This is a genomic window from Lysobacter sp. ISL-50, from assembly GCF_018612875.1.
Classification (GTDB): Bacteria; Pseudomonadota; Gammaproteobacteria; order Xanthomonadales; family Xanthomonadaceae; genus Lysobacter.
In genome coordinates this window covers 56298-72259 of record NZ_JAGGRI010000013.1, presented here as the reverse complement: position 1 = coordinate 72259, position 15962 = coordinate 56298, and the positions used below count along the sequence as shown (strand labels likewise).

Annotated in this window: 11 protein-coding genes; 3 read left to right on the top strand and 8 right to left on the bottom strand. The window is 67.0% G+C overall.

Going from position 1 to position 15962, the window contains the following annotated elements:
• Nucleotides 1–42 precede the first annotated feature (42 nt).
• Nucleotides 43–708: a protein-L-isoaspartate O-methyltransferase gene (locus J7J50_RS08530; protein ID WP_215055753.1), complete on the bottom strand. Its 666-nt coding sequence runs from the start codon at nt 706–708 to the stop codon at nt 43–45.
• A gap of 172 nt (nt 709–880) precedes the next feature.
• A complete protein-coding gene (locus J7J50_RS08525; RefSeq protein ID WP_215055673.1) occupies nt 881–1543 on the bottom strand; it encodes a TetR/AcrR family transcriptional regulator in 663 nt (220 codons plus the stop codon).
• Nucleotides 1544–2065: 522 nt separating this feature from the next.
• Here J7J50_RS08525 and J7J50_RS08520 point away from each other — a divergent pair.
• The 3 genes from J7J50_RS08520 to J7J50_RS08510 all read left to right on the top strand — a co-directional run bounded on the left by J7J50_RS08520 (nt 2066) and on the right by J7J50_RS08510 (nt 8072).
• Nucleotides 2066–3133: an efflux RND transporter periplasmic adaptor subunit gene (locus tag J7J50_RS08520; RefSeq protein ID WP_343222458.1), complete on the top strand. Its 1068-nt coding sequence runs from the start codon at nt 2066–2068 to the stop codon at nt 3131–3133.
• A 115-nt stretch (nt 3134–3248) separates the two neighbouring features.
• Nucleotides 3249–6425 (top strand): efflux RND transporter permease subunit, encoded by a 3177-nt coding sequence (locus J7J50_RS08515; protein WP_285222268.1) that lies wholly within the window; start codon nt 3249–3251, stop codon nt 6423–6425.
• A gap of 225 nt (nt 6426–6650) precedes the next feature.
• Entirely contained in the window at nt 6651–8072 is a 1422-nt protein-coding gene (locus J7J50_RS08510) for a sialate O-acetylesterase (RefSeq protein WP_215055671.1), read from the top strand.
• Nucleotides 8073–8156: 84 nt separating this feature from the next.
• Here the strand turns inward: J7J50_RS08510 and glpK are convergent, their stop codons facing one another.
• The 6 genes from glpK to leuC form a co-directional block, all read right to left on the bottom strand.
• Entirely contained in the window at nt 8157–9662 is a 1506-nt protein-coding gene (gene glpK / locus J7J50_RS08505; protein WP_215055670.1) for a glycerol kinase GlpK, read from the bottom strand.
• A gap of 132 nt (nt 9663–9794) precedes the next feature.
• On the bottom strand, nt 9795–10514 hold the full coding sequence (locus J7J50_RS08500; protein ID WP_215055669.1) for an MIP/aquaporin family protein: 720 nt from the start codon (nt 10512–10514) through the stop codon (nt 9795–9797).
• A 257-nt stretch (nt 10515–10771) separates the two neighbouring features.
• Nucleotides 10772–12295: a glycerol-3-phosphate dehydrogenase gene (gene glpD, locus J7J50_RS08495; protein ID WP_215055668.1), complete on the bottom strand. Its 1524-nt coding sequence runs from the start codon at nt 12293–12295 to the stop codon at nt 10772–10774.
• A 472-nt stretch (nt 12296–12767) separates the two neighbouring features.
• Entirely contained in the window at nt 12768–13856 is a 1089-nt protein-coding gene (gene leuB / locus J7J50_RS08490; RefSeq protein WP_215055667.1) for a 3-isopropylmalate dehydrogenase, read from the bottom strand.
• Nucleotides 13846–14490, bottom strand: a complete 645-nt coding sequence (gene leuD / locus J7J50_RS08485) for a 3-isopropylmalate dehydratase small subunit (RefSeq protein WP_215055666.1) — start codon at nt 14488–14490, stop codon at nt 13846–13848. The genes leuB and leuD overlap by 11 nt, the downstream gene beginning before the upstream one ends.
• Nucleotides 14490–15926 carry a 3-isopropylmalate dehydratase large subunit gene (gene leuC / locus J7J50_RS08480; RefSeq protein ID WP_215055665.1) on the bottom strand — a complete coding sequence of 479 codons (1437 nt, stop codon included), beginning with the start codon at nt 15924–15926 and terminating at the stop codon, nt 14490–14492. The genes leuD and leuC overlap by 1 nt, the downstream gene beginning before the upstream one ends.
• Nucleotides 15927–15962 lie beyond the last annotated feature (36 nt).

Below are 15962 nucleotides of genomic sequence, written 5' to 3'. Positions count from 1 at the left end.
CGCGGGCTCTTACGAAGGGCTGACGGATAACTGACAGGTCGGTCAGAACTCGAAGGCGGGCGCGGGCGCGGCGCCTTGGAGATACGGCAAATCGGTTTCGAACAACGACTGGATGCGCGAAGCGTTGACTTCGTTGCGCTCGCCGCCGGTCAGCAGCACGCCTTCCATCGCCGGCGAGCGGCCGCGGACCACGAACAGGCGGCCGCCCGGCTGCAGCCACTGCAGCCACTGCGGCGGAATCTGCGACACCGCGCCGGTCACGCAGATCGCGTTGAAACGGCGGTCGGTGCTGTAGTTCAGCGCGTCGGCCTCGATGACCTGGGCGTTGAGGACGGACTGGGCGGCCAGGCGCTCGCGCGCGGTCGCGGCCAGATCGGGATGGATTTCCAGGCTGACCACTTCGCGCGCCAGGCGGCCCAGGCAGGCGGTCAGGTAACCGCTGCCGGTGCCGATCTCCAGCACGTCGTCGGTCGGATCGACCGCCAGCGACTGCAGGGTCCGGCCTTCCATCACCGGCTTCATCATGAATTCGCCATGCGCCAGCGGCAGCGACAGGTCGGTGTAGGCCAGGTTGCGGTGCGCGTCGGCCACGAAGGCTTCGCGCGGCAATTGCGCCAGTACATCGAGCACGCGCGGGTCGAGCACGTCCCAGGGCCGAACTTGTTGTTCGACCATCAGTTCACGTGACTTGGCGTAATCGATCGTAATCATCGGGGGGTCTTCATCGTGCGCGGGAACCGCGAATTCTACCGGGACCGCGCTTGCCCGGCAGAAAAAGAATTAACCACGGGACCGGCGGGGCTTAGTGCCGAAAGTCACCAGAACTCCTGGCACCGTGCCTACTTAGCTCATTCCGACGCGTTGCCAGGGCCCGGCAAAGTCAGGCCTCGCGGCGGGCGTAGGCGCGCAGGAACATGGTTACCGACGCCTCGATATGCGCCTTCAATTCGCTCTTGCCGGTGCTGCCGCAGCCGAACATCAGCAGCGCGTGCGGCTCGCCCTTGACCAGGGCGAAGAACTGGTTGGCGGCGCGCAACGCGTCCTCGACCTCCAGTTCGCCGGTTTCGGCCCGACGTTGCAGCAAATCCGCGAACTCGGTGTGCAGCCGTTGCGGACCGGCGTCCCAGAACATCTTCGACAGCGGCGAGTCGGCCATCTGCGGGGAGCACAGCAGGCGGTGGATCTGGATCGCCTCGGGCGTGCTGATCAACTCGTAGAAGGCGGTGGCGATCTCGATCAGGCGCTCGCGCAGCGGGGTCGCCAGGGCCGGTTCGAACAACGGCGAGGGCAGGTGCTGCTCGCAATAGGCCTTCACCGCGGCGCCGAACAAGGTCTCTTTGTCGCCGAAATGGCTGTAAACGGTGAGTTTGGAGACGCCGGCCTCGGTCGCGATCTGATCCATGCTCACGCCGTCGAAGCCTTCGATCAGGAACAGCCGCTTGGCCGCTTCGAGGATGGCGTTGCGCTTGCCCAGGTCTTTGGGGCGGCCGGGGCCGGGAGGCTTGGGGGGCGCGGCGGGGTGGGTGGGGCGGGGGGTGGACATGGATTGGGGCTGGAGGCTCTGGTCGGTAGGGCTGGGGGCGGTGGCTCGCTGGCGTGGCGGGTAGGGCGTTTTTTACGTGGTGTCGATGGGTTGGCGCGATGTGGTGGGGCGTTCTTTACGCGGCGTCGATGGGCTGGCGCGGCAAGGTGGGGTGTTCTCTGCGCAATTTCGATGGGCTGGCGCTACGGCTTTAAGTGGCTTCGATGGGCTGGCGCGGCGTACTTGGGTGTTCTTTACGTGGCTTCGATGGGCTGACGCGGCACCGTTGGGTGTTTTTACGCAATTTCGATGGACTGGCGCATTGGGGGGCGGGTTCTACGCGGGCCGGTAGCGGGTTGAACTTTGATAGGAAACAATACTGGACTGCGTGGTTCGTTATTTATACAGTACCGCCAAGTACATTAATTCGCGATGAGGCCATCTGCAATGCGCAGCCGGATTTTTTCCGCCTCCACCCCAGTTTCGCACGGCGCTCCGGCACCGCCCGGCGGTCGCCGCCGCGGCTTCGCAACCGGCGCGGCCGTGCTGGCGGCGGCGCTGAGTCTGGCCCTGGCCGCCTGCGGCGACGGCAAGCCCGCCGCCGAAGCGGTGCGGCCGGTGCTGGTGAGCCGGCCGACCGGTGCGGTCAACGCGGTCTCGGCCTATGCCGGCGAGGTCCGCGCCCGCGAAGAAAGCCCGCTGTCGTTCCGGGTCGGCGGCAAGCTGATCGAGCGCAAGGTCGATGTCGGCGCCCACGTCGCCGCCGGGCAGGTGCTGGCGGTGCTCGATCCGGGCGACCTGGAGGCGCAAAGCCGCGCCGCGCAGGCGCAGTTCGCCGCGGCCGAGGCCGAATACGCCCGCGCCCGTGCCGACCAGGTGCGGTTCGCGCAGTTGGGCAAGGACCAACTCGTCAGCCGTTCGACGCTGGACGCACAGGACGCCGCGGCCAAGGCCGCGCAAGCCCAGCTCAATTCGGCGCGCGCCAATCTGGACGTCGCCCGCAATCAATCGGCCTACACCCAGTTGCGCGCGCCGGCCGAAGGCGTGATCGCCTCGCGCAGCGCCGAAGCCGGGCAGGTGGTCGCGGCCGGCCAGCAGGTGTTCGCGCTGGCCGCCGACGGCGCGCGCGAAGTCGCCTTCGCCGTGCCCGAGGGCGCGATCGCGACCTTCAAGCCGGGCCAGCAGGTGCTGGTGGAACTGTGGTCGATCCCGGGCAAGCGCTGGCCGGCGCGCGTGCGCGAAGTCTCGCCCGCGGCCGATCCGGCCTCGCGCACTTATGCCGCGCGGGTCAGCGTCGATGCCCCGGCCGGAACGCTGGAACTGGGCCAGAGCGCGCGCATCTATCAGCCCGACGCGGCCGCCTCCGGCCTGAGCGTGCCGCTCGCCGCGGTGCAGCGCACCGGCAACGGCACCGCGGTGTTCGTCGCCGATCTGGCCAGCGCCACGGTGAAGCTCAAACCCATCGTCGCCGGACCCTTCGGTCAAGACCGCGTACCTGTCGTTAAGGGCCTGAGCGCGGCCGACTGGGTCGTATCCGCCGGCGGCCACCTGTTGCGCGACGGTCAGAAAGTGCTCGCGGTGGACCGCGATAACCATCCGGTCGAGAAGTGATCGCGATGCGTGCCGCCGATCGTGGCGCGCGTTGGCGGCTTCGGGTTTTTTAGGCGTTTTTTAGGCTTTCGTGCCCTCACCCCTGCCCTCTCCCGCTTTGCGGGAGAGGGGGATAATGAAGTGGGTTTACTTTATGCGCTTCAACCTTTCCGAATGGGCTTTGCGTCATCGCAGCCTGATCGTCTACGCGATGCTGGTGCTCGCGCTGGCCGGCGCGATGTCGTACCTGCGCCTGGGCCGCAGCGAAGATCCGGCCTTCACCTTCAAGGTAATGGTGGTGCGCACGCTGTGGCCGGGCGCGACCGCGGAGGAAGTCTCGCGCCAGGTCACCGAGCGGATCGAGAAGAAGCTCATGGAGACCGGCGAGTACGAGTTCATCCGCTCGTATTCGCGCGCCGGCGAATCGCAGGTGATCTTCGCCGCGCGCGACTCGATGCGCTCCAAGGAAATCCAGCCGCTGTGGTATCAGGTGCGCAAGAAGATCGGCGACATCCGCCCGACCTTGCCCAGCGACGCGATCGGCCCGTTCTTCAACGACGAATTCGGCGACACCTTCGGCAACATCTACGCGCTGACCGGCGACGGCTTCGACTACGCCGTGCTCAAGGACTACGCCGAACGCGTCCAACTCGCCCTGCAAAGCCAGCAGGACGTGGGCAAGATCGAACTGTTCGGCGTGCAGGACGAAAAAATCTGGGTCGAGCTGTCCAACGTCAAGCTCTCCACCCTGGGCATTCCGGCGCAGGCGGTGCAGGACGCGTTGAACCAGCAGAACGCGCTGGTCGCGGCCGGCTTCTTCGAAACGCCGTCCAGCCGCGTGCCGATCCGCGTCGGCGGCCAGTTCACTTCGGTCGATCAGATCAAGCAATTCCCGATCCGCGTCGGCGATCGCACCTTCCGCCTGGGCGATGTGGCCGAGGTGCGGCGCGGCTTCTCCGATCCGCCGCAGCCGCGCATGCGCTTCATGGGCGAGGACGCGATCGGCATCGGCGTGTCGATGAAGCAGGGCGGCGACATCCTCAAGCTCGGCAAGACCCTGGAAAGCGAATTCGCCAACTTGCAGAAAACCCTGCCGGCGGGCATGCAACTGCGCAAGGTCGCCGATCAGCCGGCGGCGGTGGAAGAGTCGGTCGGCGAGTTCGTCCGCGTGTTGGCCGAAGCGGTGGCGATCGTGCTGCTGGTGAGTTTCTTCTCGCTGGGCCTGCGCACCGGGCTGGTCGTCGCGCTTTCGATTCCGCTCGTGCTGGCGATGACCTTCGCGGCGATGGATTTCTTCGGCGTCGGCCTGCACAAGATTTCGCTGGGCGCGCTGGTGCTGGCGCTGGGCCTGTTGGTGGACGACGCGATCATCGCCGTGGAGATGATGGCGATCAAGATGGAGCAGGGCTTCGACCGCCTGCGCGCGGCCGCCTTCGCCTGGGACAGCACCGCCTTCCCGATGCTCACCGGCACCTTGATCACCGCGGCCGGCTTCCTGCCGATCGCGACCGCGGCGTCGGGCACCGGCGAATACACGCGTTCCCTGTTCCAGGTGGTGACCATCGCCTTGTGCGTGTCGTGGATCGCGGCGGTGGCGTTCATCCCCTTCCTCGGCGACAAGCTGTTGCCCGATCACGGCCACGCCGCCGCGCCCAAGCCCGGATCGTTGGCCGCGCGCTGGCACGATGCGCGCAGCAGTCTCGCCAGGCGCATTCCGTTGCTGTCGAGCGTGATCGCGCCGAAGGACCCGGTGGACCATGCCCACGATCCGTACGAATCCAAGTTCTATGTGCGCTTCCGCGGCTGGGTGACCTGGTGCGTGCGCCGGCGCTGGCTGGTGATCGGCATCACCGTCGCGGCCTTCGTCGGCTCGATCGTCCTGTTCCGCTTCGTGCCGCAGCAGTTCTTCCCCGACTCGGTGCGTCCGGAACTGATGGTCGACATGGAACTGGCCGAAGGCTCGTCGCTGCGCCAGACCACCGAGCAGGCCCAGCGCCTTGAAGCCCTGCTCAAGACGCGCAAGGACCTGGCCAACTACGTGGCCTATGTCGGCACCGGTTCGCCGCGCTTCTATCTGCCGCTGGATCAGCAACTGCCGGCCGCCAACTTCGCCCAGTTCGTGCTGATGCCCAAGGACTTGCAGGCGCGCGAAACGCTGCGCAGCTGGATCATCAAGGACGTGGTGCCGCGTTTCCCGGAACTGCAGTTGCGCGTGACGCGCCTGGAGAACGGCCCGCCGGTCGGTTATCCGGTGCAGTTCCGCGTGTCGGGCGAACACATCGACGAGGTGCGCAAGATCGCCTACAAGGCGCGCGAGCGGATCCGCGCCAATGCCCACGTGGCCAACGTCAACCTGGACTGGGACGAGCCGAGCAAGGTCGTGCGGCTGCAGGTCGATCAGGAGCGCGCGCGCGCGCTGGGCATCAGTTCCGCGCAGTTGTCGCAGTTCCTGTCCAGCTCGCTGTCGGGCTCGCACATCAGCACCTATCGCGAAAGCAACGAGCTGATCGAAATGCTGTTGCGCGGCCCGCAGGAAGAGCGCGTGCAGTTGGACATGCTCGGCAATCTGGCGGTGCCGACCAGCAGCGGGCGCAGCGTGCCGCTGACCCAGATCGCGACTCTGGAGTACGGTTTCGAAGAGGGCATCATCTGGCATCGCGACCGCCTGCCGACCATCACCGTGCGCGCGGACATCTACGACGGCACCCAGCCGGCGTCGGTGATGGCGCAGATTTCGCCGACGCTCGACGGACTGCGTTCGCAACTGCCGTACGGTTATTCGATCGAAGTCGGCGGCAGCGTCGAGGACTCCGAGCGCGGGCAGAAGTCGATCAACGCCGGCGTGCCGCTGTTCCTGTTCGCGGTGTTCACCTTGCTGATGCTGCAGCTGCGCAGCTTCTCGCGCAGCTTCATGGTGCTGCTGACCGCGCCGCTGGGCCTGATCGGCGTGACCTTGTTCCTGCTGATCTTCCGCGTGCCGTTCGGCTTCGTCGCCATGCTGGGCACGATCGCGCTGGCCGGCATGATCATGCGCAACTCGGTGATCCTGGTCGATCAGATCGAACAGGATCGCGGCGAAGGGCACGAGCCGTGGAAAGCGATCGTCGATGCGACGGTGCGGCGATTCCGCCCGATCGTGCTGACCGCGCTGGCGGCGATCCTGGCGATGATTCCGCTGTCGCGCAGCGCGTTCTTCGGGCCGATGGCGGTGGCGATCATGGGCGGCTTGCTGGTGGCGACGGCGCTGACCTTGTTGTTCCTGCCGGCGTTGTATGCGGCGTGGTTCAAGGTCAAGGTGCCGGACGAGGCTTGAGTTCTGCTTTTGTGCCCCTGTCCGTTTCGCGGGAGAGGGGCTGAGCGGATGCGTCGATGTGGGTGCAACGGCGCCACCGGTAGATCCGACCCCGGGGTTTTAGACCAAGGTCGTGTCCGGATTCGGTCCGGCCGCGTTGCGACAATGCGATCAGGCAGATGAGTACGACCGCACGTCCGCCGGGCGAGGCGGTTGTCCCTTTCATCTACTTATCGAGACCATCGCATGAACATGCCGTCGCAAGGCATCCGCATCGCCTGCACCCTGGCCGCGGCCTTGGCCGCATCGCCCGCGCCTGCCGCCGAGGTCGCCGTCGTCAACCCCAGCTTCGAGCAGGACAGCTTCGCGGGCGAATTCACGGTGACCAACGCCGTCAGCGGTTGGCGGGCGCTCGGCGAAAGCGGGCAGCGCGGCTTGCTGGCACCGGAAACGCCTGGAATACAGACCTTCTATTCCGGCGCGACGCCGGGTGTCGACGGAAACAACATCGAGTTCCACTGGAATGGCCAAAGCGGCATCGAACAGGTGCTGACCGAGCGCTTGCAGGCCAATACCCGCTATACGCTGACTGTCGCCAGCGGCACGCGCAACGGCGGCGCTGGTGCGTTCGGACGCTACGACATCCGCTTGACGACGCAGACCGGCAAGCCGGTGGTCAGTTGGTCGGGCGCGAGCCGCAATCTCGCCGCGCCGGGCGCGTTCGCCGACACCGGCCGCGACTTCGAGACCGGCGCGAATCCGCCGGGCCTGGGCGAGCGCCTGCGCATTGAGTTGCGCGGAAGTCCGCTTGCCAACACCTATGTCGATCTGGACAACGTGCGGCTGACGGCGACGCCCGTCGCGGCCCGTCCGGCGGCCATGCCGATCGATGTGTTCATCGTGTCCGGGCAATCCAATTCGCAAGGTTGGGGCGCGAACTCGGCGCGACTGAGCGCGGCCAATCGCCACTATGCCGACGCTCCGGACCCGCGCGCCTTGCTGGGCTATCGCCAGCACCTGCTGGGCGATGCCCTCGCCAGTATCGGATCGATGGCGCAACTGGACACGCAAGGCTCCGGTTTCCACGGAAATTATGATGGATTCGGACCCGAGCTTGCGTTGGGCAGCGACTACGCGGTGGGCAGCGACAAACCGGTCGCGATCATCAAGTACGCGGTCGGCATGGCGGGGCTGGCGCAGAACTTCGTGAAGACCGGGGCCAGCGCCACCCCGCTGTATCCGACGCTGATCCAGCACATCCACGCGATGCTCGCCGAGCTGCGCGGCCAGGGTTATGCGCCCACGTTGCGGGCGATGTTCTGGCTGCAGGGGGAAAGCGATGCGCTGTTCGGCACGGGCTCGGGCTACGGCGCGAACCTGAGCCGATTCATGGCCGATGTCCGCGCCGATGTGCAGGCGCCGCAGCTGCGGTTCTATCTGACCCAGATCAATCCCAACATGCCCTCATTCGCCGCTCCCGCCGCCCGGACCGGAATGCAGCAGGTCAACGACGGCATGGTGCAGGCGGCTGACGCCGATCCGCAACGGGTGTTCTATGTCCGCACGGACGATATCGGCGCGGGCTTCGCCGACGACACCCACTACAGCGCGGACCAGACCATCGATATCGGCCGCAGGTGGGCCGCGCGTTACCTGTCCGGCCCCTGATGCCGCCGCGGTGGGGCGAGCGCGGCGGTGCATGACGCTGCGCTCGCCGGCGCGATGCGGGTCGATCGCGCCGATCGGGAACTCTCAGGCATGCTCGACGCTGAACGCCAAGGTCGCTTCGATCGCGCGCTTCCATCCCGCGTACAACTTCTCGCGCTCGGCTTCGAGCATCTGCGGCTCGAAGCTGCGCTCGACCTGCCACTGCTGCGCGATCTGTTCGCGGCTTTCCCAGAATCCGACCGCCAGTCCGGCCAGATACGCCGCGCCCAGCGCCGTGGTTTCGTTCACCCGCGGGCGGTTGAGCGGCACGTTGAGAATATCGGCCTGGAACTGCGCGGTGAAATCGTTCGCGATCGCGCCGCCGTCGGCGCGCAGGGCCTTGAGCTCGATCCCGGAATCGGCCTGCATCGCGCTGAGCACGTCGCGGGTCTGATACGCCAGCGATTCCAGCACCGCGCGGATGAAATGCTCCTTGCTGGTCCCGCGGGTCAGCCCGAACATCGCTCCGCGCACATCGCTGCGCCAGTACGGCGCGCCCAGGCCGACGAAGGCCGGGACGAAGTACACGCCTTCGGTCGAACGCGCGCGTTCGGCGTAGGCCTGCGAATCGCCGGCCTTGCCGAGCATGCGCAAGCCGTCGCGCAGCCACTGCACCGCTGAACCTGCGACGAAGATGCTGCCTTCCAGGGCGTATTCGACCTTGCCGTCGATGCCCCAGGCGATGGTGGTGAGCAGGCCGTTGTCGGAACGCACCGCTTTCTCGCCGGTGTTCATCAGCAGGAAGCAGCCGGTGCCGTAGGTGTTCTTGGCCATGCCGGCTTCGAAACAGGCCTGACCGAACAGCGCCGCCTGCTGATCGCCGGCGACGCCGCAGATCGGCACCGAGTTATTGAAGAAATGGCGTGCGCCGGTGTGCGCATAGACCTCGCTGCTGGAACGCACTTCCGGCAGCATCGACGCCGGCACGCCGAGCATCTCCAGCAGCTCCGGGCACCACCGGCGCTTGTGGATGTCGTACATCAGCGTGCGCGAGGCGTTGCTGTAGTCGGTGACGTGGGTCTTGTCTTCGGACAGGTTCCAGATCAGCCAGGTGTCGATGGTGCCGAACAGCAGATCGCCGCGCTCGGCCTTTTCGCGCGCGCCTTCGACGTTGTCGAGAATCCACTTGACCTTGGTCCCGGAGAAATACGCGTCGATCAGCAGGCCGGTGCGCTCGCGCACCATCGGCTCAAAGCCGTCGGCCTTGAGCTGGTCGCAGATCGCCGCGGTCTGGCGCGATTGCCAGACGATGGCGTTGTGGATCGCCTGACCGGTGTGGCGATCCCACACCACCGTGGTTTCGCGCTGGTTGGTGATGCCGATTCCGGCGATCTGCGAGGCGCTGATCTGCGCCTTGGTCATCACCTCGATCGCGGTGGTCTGCACGCTGGCGAGGATCTCGCGCGGATCGTGTTCGACCCAGCCCGGTCGCGGGAAGATCTGTTCGAACTCGCGCTGCGCCACGCCGACCACCGCGCCGTCGCGATCGAACAACATCGCCCGCGAGCTGGTGGTGCCTTGGTCGATGGCGAGGATGTAGGACTTGTCCATGGCGGGAAGGGGTTTAGGAGTGAGTGGAGAGGAGTGAGGAGTGAGTAAGAGCGCTGGCGGGGAGCTTGGGGGGAGAGTAGCAGCAGCGAGTCTGGACGCTTCTACTCACTCCTCGCTCCTCTCCACTCACTCCTAGCCGTAAGCCGCTTGGAACGCGAACGCGCCCAGCAGCGCGCCGATGATCGGCGCGACCACCGGCACCCAGGCATAGGCCCAGTCCGAGCCGCCCTTGCCGACGATCGGCAGCAGTGCGTGGGCGATGCGCGGGCCGAGATCGCGCGCGGGATTGATCGCGTAGCCGGTGGGGCCGCCGAGCGACATGCCGATCACGACGACCAGCAGGCCGACGCCGAGCGGGCCCATGCCGGGCGCGAGCGTGTTGGCGCCGATGGCCAATGCGCCGAAGGTCAGGGCGAAGGTGCCGATGACTTCGGTCAACACGTTGGCCTTGGTGTCGCGGATCGCCGGAGCGGTGCAGAAGATCGCCAGCTTGAGCGCGGGATCGTCGCTGACCCGCCAGTGCGCCAGATACGTCAGCCACACCAGGGTCGCGCCGGCGAAGGCGCCGGCGATCTGTGCCAGCACGAAGCCGGGCACGACGGCCCACGACAGTTTGCCGATCGAGGCCAGCGCGATGGTCAGCGCGGGATTCATGATCGCGCCGCTGGTCGGGCCGGCGATGTAGATGCCGATCAACACCGCCAGGCCCCAGGCCGCGGTGATCACGCCCCAGCCGGCGCCCTGGGCCTTGGATTGGTTGAGCAGCGCACCGGCGACCACGCCGTTGCCGAGCAGGATCAGCATGCCGGTGGCGATGAACTCGCTGAGGTATTGCGACATCGGTGTGGCCATTGCGGTGGGTCTCCCTGGTGCTTGTTGGTGCTTTTTTAGTTTTTGGTCATGCTCGGTGTCGCTTCTTTCTGGAACTTTTGTTGCAACGCTAATAAGAACTACCGCGCCTCTTTCAAATCGTCATTCCCGCGAGGGCGGGAATTCAGAGACTTCAGCGCCATCCTTCGGGAATCCAGCGACTTCAAGCGTTCTCGCACGAAAGGCCCTGGATTCCCGCGTTCGCGGGAATGACGAGCGAAAGCGATAGCGCACAACCCTCAAACCTCGACATCCGCGCCCTCCAGCCTCATAGCGACATATTCCTGCAACCGACGCTGCCCCTGCGCATCGATCCGCAACCCCAGCTTCGAGCGCCGCCACAAAATATCCTCGGCCGTCCGCGCCCATTCGAAGTCGATCAGATAATCCACTTCGGCCGCATACAGATCCGAACCGAACCGTTCGCCAAGTTCTTCCAGATGCGAGCAACTCTCCACGATCCGCAGCGCGCGGCTGCCATAGTTGCGGCACAGGCGCAGCGCCAGCGCGTCGGGCAGCCACGGCCGGCGCAGGCTGAAATCCTCGTGGAACGCCTCGAAATCCGCATCCGGAAGATCGCCGCCGGGCAGCGGCGCGCCGCCTGTCCAGGCCGGACGCGGCGCGACGAACAAGGGCGAGAGCGTGTCGCAGGCTTCTTCCGCGAGCTTGCGCGAGGTGGTGAGCTTGCCGCCGAACACGTTGAGCAGCGGCGCGCCCTGGCGATCGAGGGTGAGCAGGTAATCGCGGGTGATTTCCGAGGCCTGGTCGCTGTCGTCGTCGAGCAACGGCCGCACGCCGCTGTAGGTCCAGACCACCTGGTCGGGGCGGATGGCCTGTTTGAAATAACGCGAGGCGGCCTCGCACAGGTATTGGATTTCGGCCTGGTCGATGCGCGGCGACGACGGGTCTTCGCGGTAATCGACGTCGGTGGTGCCGATCAGGGTGTAGTCGTGTTCGTAGGGAATCGCGAACACGATGCGGCGATCGGGCTGTTGGAAGATGTACGCATGGTCGTGATCGAACAGCTTGGGCACGACGATATGGCTGCCCTTGATCAGGCGCAGCGTGTGGTTGTGCGGGACGTGCGCGACCTCATCGAGAAAACGCGCCGCCCACGGGCCGGTGGCGTTGACAAGGGCGCGTGCACGCAGCGTGCGCAGCGCGCCGTCGGCGCCGCGCAGTTGCACCTGCCAGTCGCGCTCGCCGCGCGTCGCCGACACGCAGGCGGTGCGGGTGAGCACGGTGGCGCCGCGCTCGCTGGCGTCCATGGCGTTGAGCACGCACAGGCGCGCGTCCTGCACCCAGGCGTCGGAATAGACGAAGCCGCGGACGAAATCGTCCTGCAGCGGCCGCCCGGCGATGTGCTTGCGCAGGTTGACCGAGCGCGACCCCGGCAGCCCGCGTCCGCGCCGGCCGCCGAGGCGGTCGTACAGGAACAGGCCGATGCGGATCATCCAGGCCGGGCGCAGATGCGGCTGGTGCGGCAGCACGAAGCGCAGCGGCCAGATGATGTGCGGCGCCATGCGCAGCAGGCGCTTGCGCTCGGCCAGGGCCTTGCCGACCAGGGCGAACTCGAATTGTTCGAGGTAGCGCAGGCCGCCGTGAATGAGCTTGGTGCTGGCGCTGGAGGTATGCGAGGCGATGTCGTCGCGCTCGCACAGCAGCACGGACAGTCCGCGCCCGGCCGCGTCGCGCGCGATCGCCGCGCCGTTGATGCCGCCGCCGACGATCAGCAGGTCGGCCGTGGGTACTTGCTCGGTCATGCGCTCCGCGTCTGGCTGCGGGCCGCGCGTCGCCGACCCAGGTTGCTTCAGGATGATGGCATAGCGTTACCGGGCGATTGTTGCCTGGGTTCACATCAATGATGGGTGAGGGGTGGCGGCCGGGTCGGCAAAGCGCGGGCAAAAAAATCCCGACGCGTGGGGCGTCGGGAAGGGGTACAGACTTACTGGAGATTCGTTGCCGAGCCCTTCTCCCGCGTGCGGCCGGAAGGAGTCGGTGTCGAGCCCTTCTCCCGCGTGCGGGAGAAGGTGCCCGCAGGGCGGATGAGGGTGCGCGGGCTCAGGTTGTGCTTGTCTGCGCTGCGGCCCTCACCCCCACCCACCCCGGCTCAAACGCTGCGCGTTTGGGCGTTCGATGGCGCGCGAGCCAATGGCTCGCAAGCAGCGCCCCCCACCCCGCAAGCGGGAGAAGGAGCAGAACGGGAACGAAAATGGAGGCGCAGACGCAGACGAATCAATCCCGCAACTCCGCAACCTGGCAAGGCAACTCCAACCGGGCCAGCACCGCCGCGGTCACCGCCGCCGTCGTCGCCGCTTCGCCGGCCGGGGCCAGGTCGGCGGTGAGCACGCCGGCGTCCAGGACCGCGGACACCGCCTGTTCGATGCACTCGGCTTCCGCGTTCAAGCCCAGCGAGTAGCGCAGCAGCAGCGCCGCGCTCAGGATGGTGCCGCAGGGGTTGGCGATGCCGCGGCCGGCGATGTCGGGCGCGGAGCCGTGAATGGGTTCGTACAGGCCGACCTTGCCTTCGCCCAGCGAGGCCGACGGCAGCAGGCCCAGCGAGCCGGCCAGCATCGAGGCCTCGTCGGTGAGGATGTCGCCGAACATGTTCTCGGTGACGATCACATCGAACGCGCGCGGCTTGGCGATCAGGTGCATGGCCATCGAATCGACCAGCTGATGCTCCAAGGTCACGTCGGGAAATTCCTCGCGCGCCACCCGCGTGGCGACTTCGCGCCACAGCCGCGAGGTCTCCAGCACATTGGCCTTGTCCACCGAAACCACATGCTGGCGGCGGCCGCGCGCGAGTTCGCAGGCGCGCCGCACGACGCGCTCGATCTCGGCCACGCTGTACTCGCACAGGTCGCTGGCGGCGGTTTCGCTGCGCTGCTTCTGGCCGAAGTAGATGCCGCCGGTGAGCTCGCGCACCACGATCATGTCCACGCCCGAGAGCAGATGCGGCTTGATCGGCGATGCGCCCAAAGTCGCCGCATGCGGCTGCACCGGGCGCAGGTTCGCGTACAGGCCCAGGCCCTTGCGCAGGGCCAGCAGGCCTTGTTCGGGGCGGACCTTGGCCTTGGGATCGGACCACTTCGGCCCGCCGACCGCGCCCAGCAGCACCGCGTCGGTGCGCTGGCAGGCCTCCAGCGTCGCCGCCGGCAGCGGCTCGCCGGTGGCGTCGATCGCGGCGCCGCCGATCAGATGCTCGTGCAGGGTGAATTGATGACCGTAACGGCGGGCGACCGCGCGCAGCACTTCGACCGCGGCGTGGGTGACTTCCGGACCGATGCCGTCGCCTTTCAGCACGACGATGTCAGCGCGCATGGTGTTGCTCCTGTTGATTGTCGATCGCCGCGTCGCGGCGTTGTTCGAATTGGTGGATGGCGTCGATCTGGCGCAGCAGATAACCCAGCTGATCGACGCCTTCGATCAGGCAGGTCTGGGCGAAGGCGTCGAGCGGAAACTGCACGCCGCGCCCGTCGGGCAAATGCAGGGTGCGGGTGCGCACGTCCACGCGCAGCTCGATGCCGGGTTGTTCCAGCAACTCGTCCAGCAGCTCCTGTGCGACCACGATCGGCAGCAGGCCGTTCTTGAGCGAATTGCTGCGGAAGATGTCCGCGATCTCGCTGCTGATCACCGCGCGCAGGCCCAGGTCGGTCAAGGCCCACGGCGCGTGTTCGCGCGAGGAGCCGCAGCCGAAATTGCGCCCGGCGACCAGGATCGCCGCGCCGGCGTTGTGCGGCTTGTTGAGTTCGAAGGCGGGATTGAGCGAGCCGTCGGCGAGATAGCGCCAGTCGTTGAAGGCGAAACGTCCCAGGCCCTTGCGCTCGGTAGTGGTGAGGAAACGCGCGGGAATGATCTGGTCGGTGTCGATGTTGCGTTCGCGCAGGACCACGGTGCGCGATACCAGTTCGACGAAACCCTGCGTGCCCGAAGGCGGATTGACGGAAGCGGACATCACGCGACATCCTTGACGACGGCGTTGAGATAATCGCGCGGATCGACCACATGGCCGGCGACCGCGCAGGCCGCCGCGGTCAGCGGCGAGGCCAGCAAGGTGCGCGCGCCCTTGCCCTGGCGGCCTTCGAAATTGCGGTTGCTGGTGGACACGGCCAACTGGCCGGGGCCGACCAGATCGCCGTTCATGGCGATGCACATCGAACAACCCGGCTCGCGCCATTCGGCGCCGGCCGCGCGCATGATCGCGTCGATGCCTTCGGCTTCGGCGTCGCGCTTGACCTGCTCGGAACCGGGAACCACCAGCATGCGCACGCGCGGATGCACGTGGCGGCCGCGCAGCACGTCGGCGGCCTGGCGCAGATCCGACAGGCGCGAGTTGGTGCAGCTGCCGATGAACACCACATCGACCGGACGCCCGGCCATGGTCGCACCGCCGTCGAAGCCCATGTAGGCCAGCGCCTTGGCTTCGTCGGGATCGTTGGCCTGCGGCAGGCGCGCGTCGATCGCCGCGACCTGGCCCGGATGCGTGCCCCAGGTCAGCGTCGGCTTGATCTTGCTCGCGTCGATATGCACGTGGCGGTCGAACACCGCACCGTCGTCGCTCTTGAACTGGCTCCAGCGCGCGACCGCGCGATCCCAGTCGGCGCCGCGCGGCGCGCGCGGGGTCTTGGCGAGATAGTCGTAGGTGACCTGATCCGGCGCGATCAGGCCGGCGCGCGCGCCGGCTTCGATCGACATGTTGCAGACCGTCATGCGCTCGTCCATCGACAAGGCGCGGATGGTCGAGCCGCGGTATTCGATGACGTGGCCGGTGCCGCCGTTGACGCCGATCTCGCCGATGATGTGCAGGATCAGGTCCTTGGCGCCGACGCCGGGCGACAGTTCGCCTTCCACCTCGATCGCCAGGGTCTTGGCGCGGCGTTGCAGCAGGCACTGCGTGGCCAGCACGTGGCCGACTTCGCTGGTGCCGATACCGAAGGCCAGCGCGCCGAACGCGCCGTGAGTGGCGGTGTGGCTGTCGCCGCAGACGATGGTCTGGCCCGGCTGGGTGAGGCCGAGTTCGGGACCGATCACGTGGACGATGCCGCGGTGCGGGCCGTCGTAGTCGAACAACTCCACGCCGTAGCGCGCGCAGTTGCCGCGCAGCGTATCGACCTGATGCTCGGCCTCGGCGGTGAAGAACGGCAGGCGGCCGTCGGCGCCGGCCGGCAGGGTCGGGGTGGAGTGGTCGAGCGTGCCCTTGGTCAGATCGGGCCGGCGCGGCGACAGGCCGCGCGATTCGAGTTCGGAGAAGGCCTGCGGCGAGGTGACCTCGTGGATCAGATGCAGGTCGATGTAGAGCACGGCGGGCGCGGTGTCGCTTTCGGGCGATACCAGGTGCGCGTTCCACAGTTTTTCGAACAAGGTGGTGGGATGAGGCGAGGTGGTGGTCATGGAGTCCGATGTTCTGCTTTGGCTGCTATGGCTGGA

Bases quoted from the DNA above. Each gene is read 5' to 3' on its own strand.
- glpK (WP_215055670.1), bottom strand. From the start codon at position 9,662: ATGGACAAGTCCTACATCCTCGCCATCGACCAAGGCACCACCAGCTCG.
- J7J50_RS08500 (WP_215055669.1), bottom strand. From the start codon at position 10,514: ATGGCCACACCGATGTCGCAATACCTCAGCGAGTTCATCGCCACCGGC.
- leuB (WP_215055667.1), bottom strand. From the start codon at position 13,856: ATGCGCGCTGACATCGTCGTGCTGAAAGGCGACGGCATCGGTCCGGAA.
- J7J50_RS08525 (WP_215055673.1), bottom strand. From the start codon at position 1,543: ATGTCCACCCCCCGCCCCACCCACCCCGCCGCGCCCCCCAAGCCTCCC.
- leuC (WP_215055665.1), bottom strand. From the start codon at position 15,926: ATGACCACCACCTCGCCTCATCCCACCACCTTGTTCGAAAAACTGTGG.
- leuD (WP_215055666.1), bottom strand. From the start codon at position 14,490: ATGTCCGCTTCCGTCAATCCGCCTTCGGGCACGCAGGGTTTCGTCGAA.
- J7J50_RS08515 (WP_285222268.1), top strand. From the start codon at position 3,249: ATGAAGTGGGTTTACTTTATGCGCTTCAACCTTTCCGAATGGGCTTTG.
- glpD (WP_215055668.1), bottom strand. From the start codon at position 12,295: ATGACCGAGCAAGTACCCACGGCCGACCTGCTGATCGTCGGCGGCGGC.
- J7J50_RS08510 (WP_215055671.1), top strand. From the start codon at position 6,651: ATGAACATGCCGTCGCAAGGCATCCGCATCGCCTGCACCCTGGCCGCG.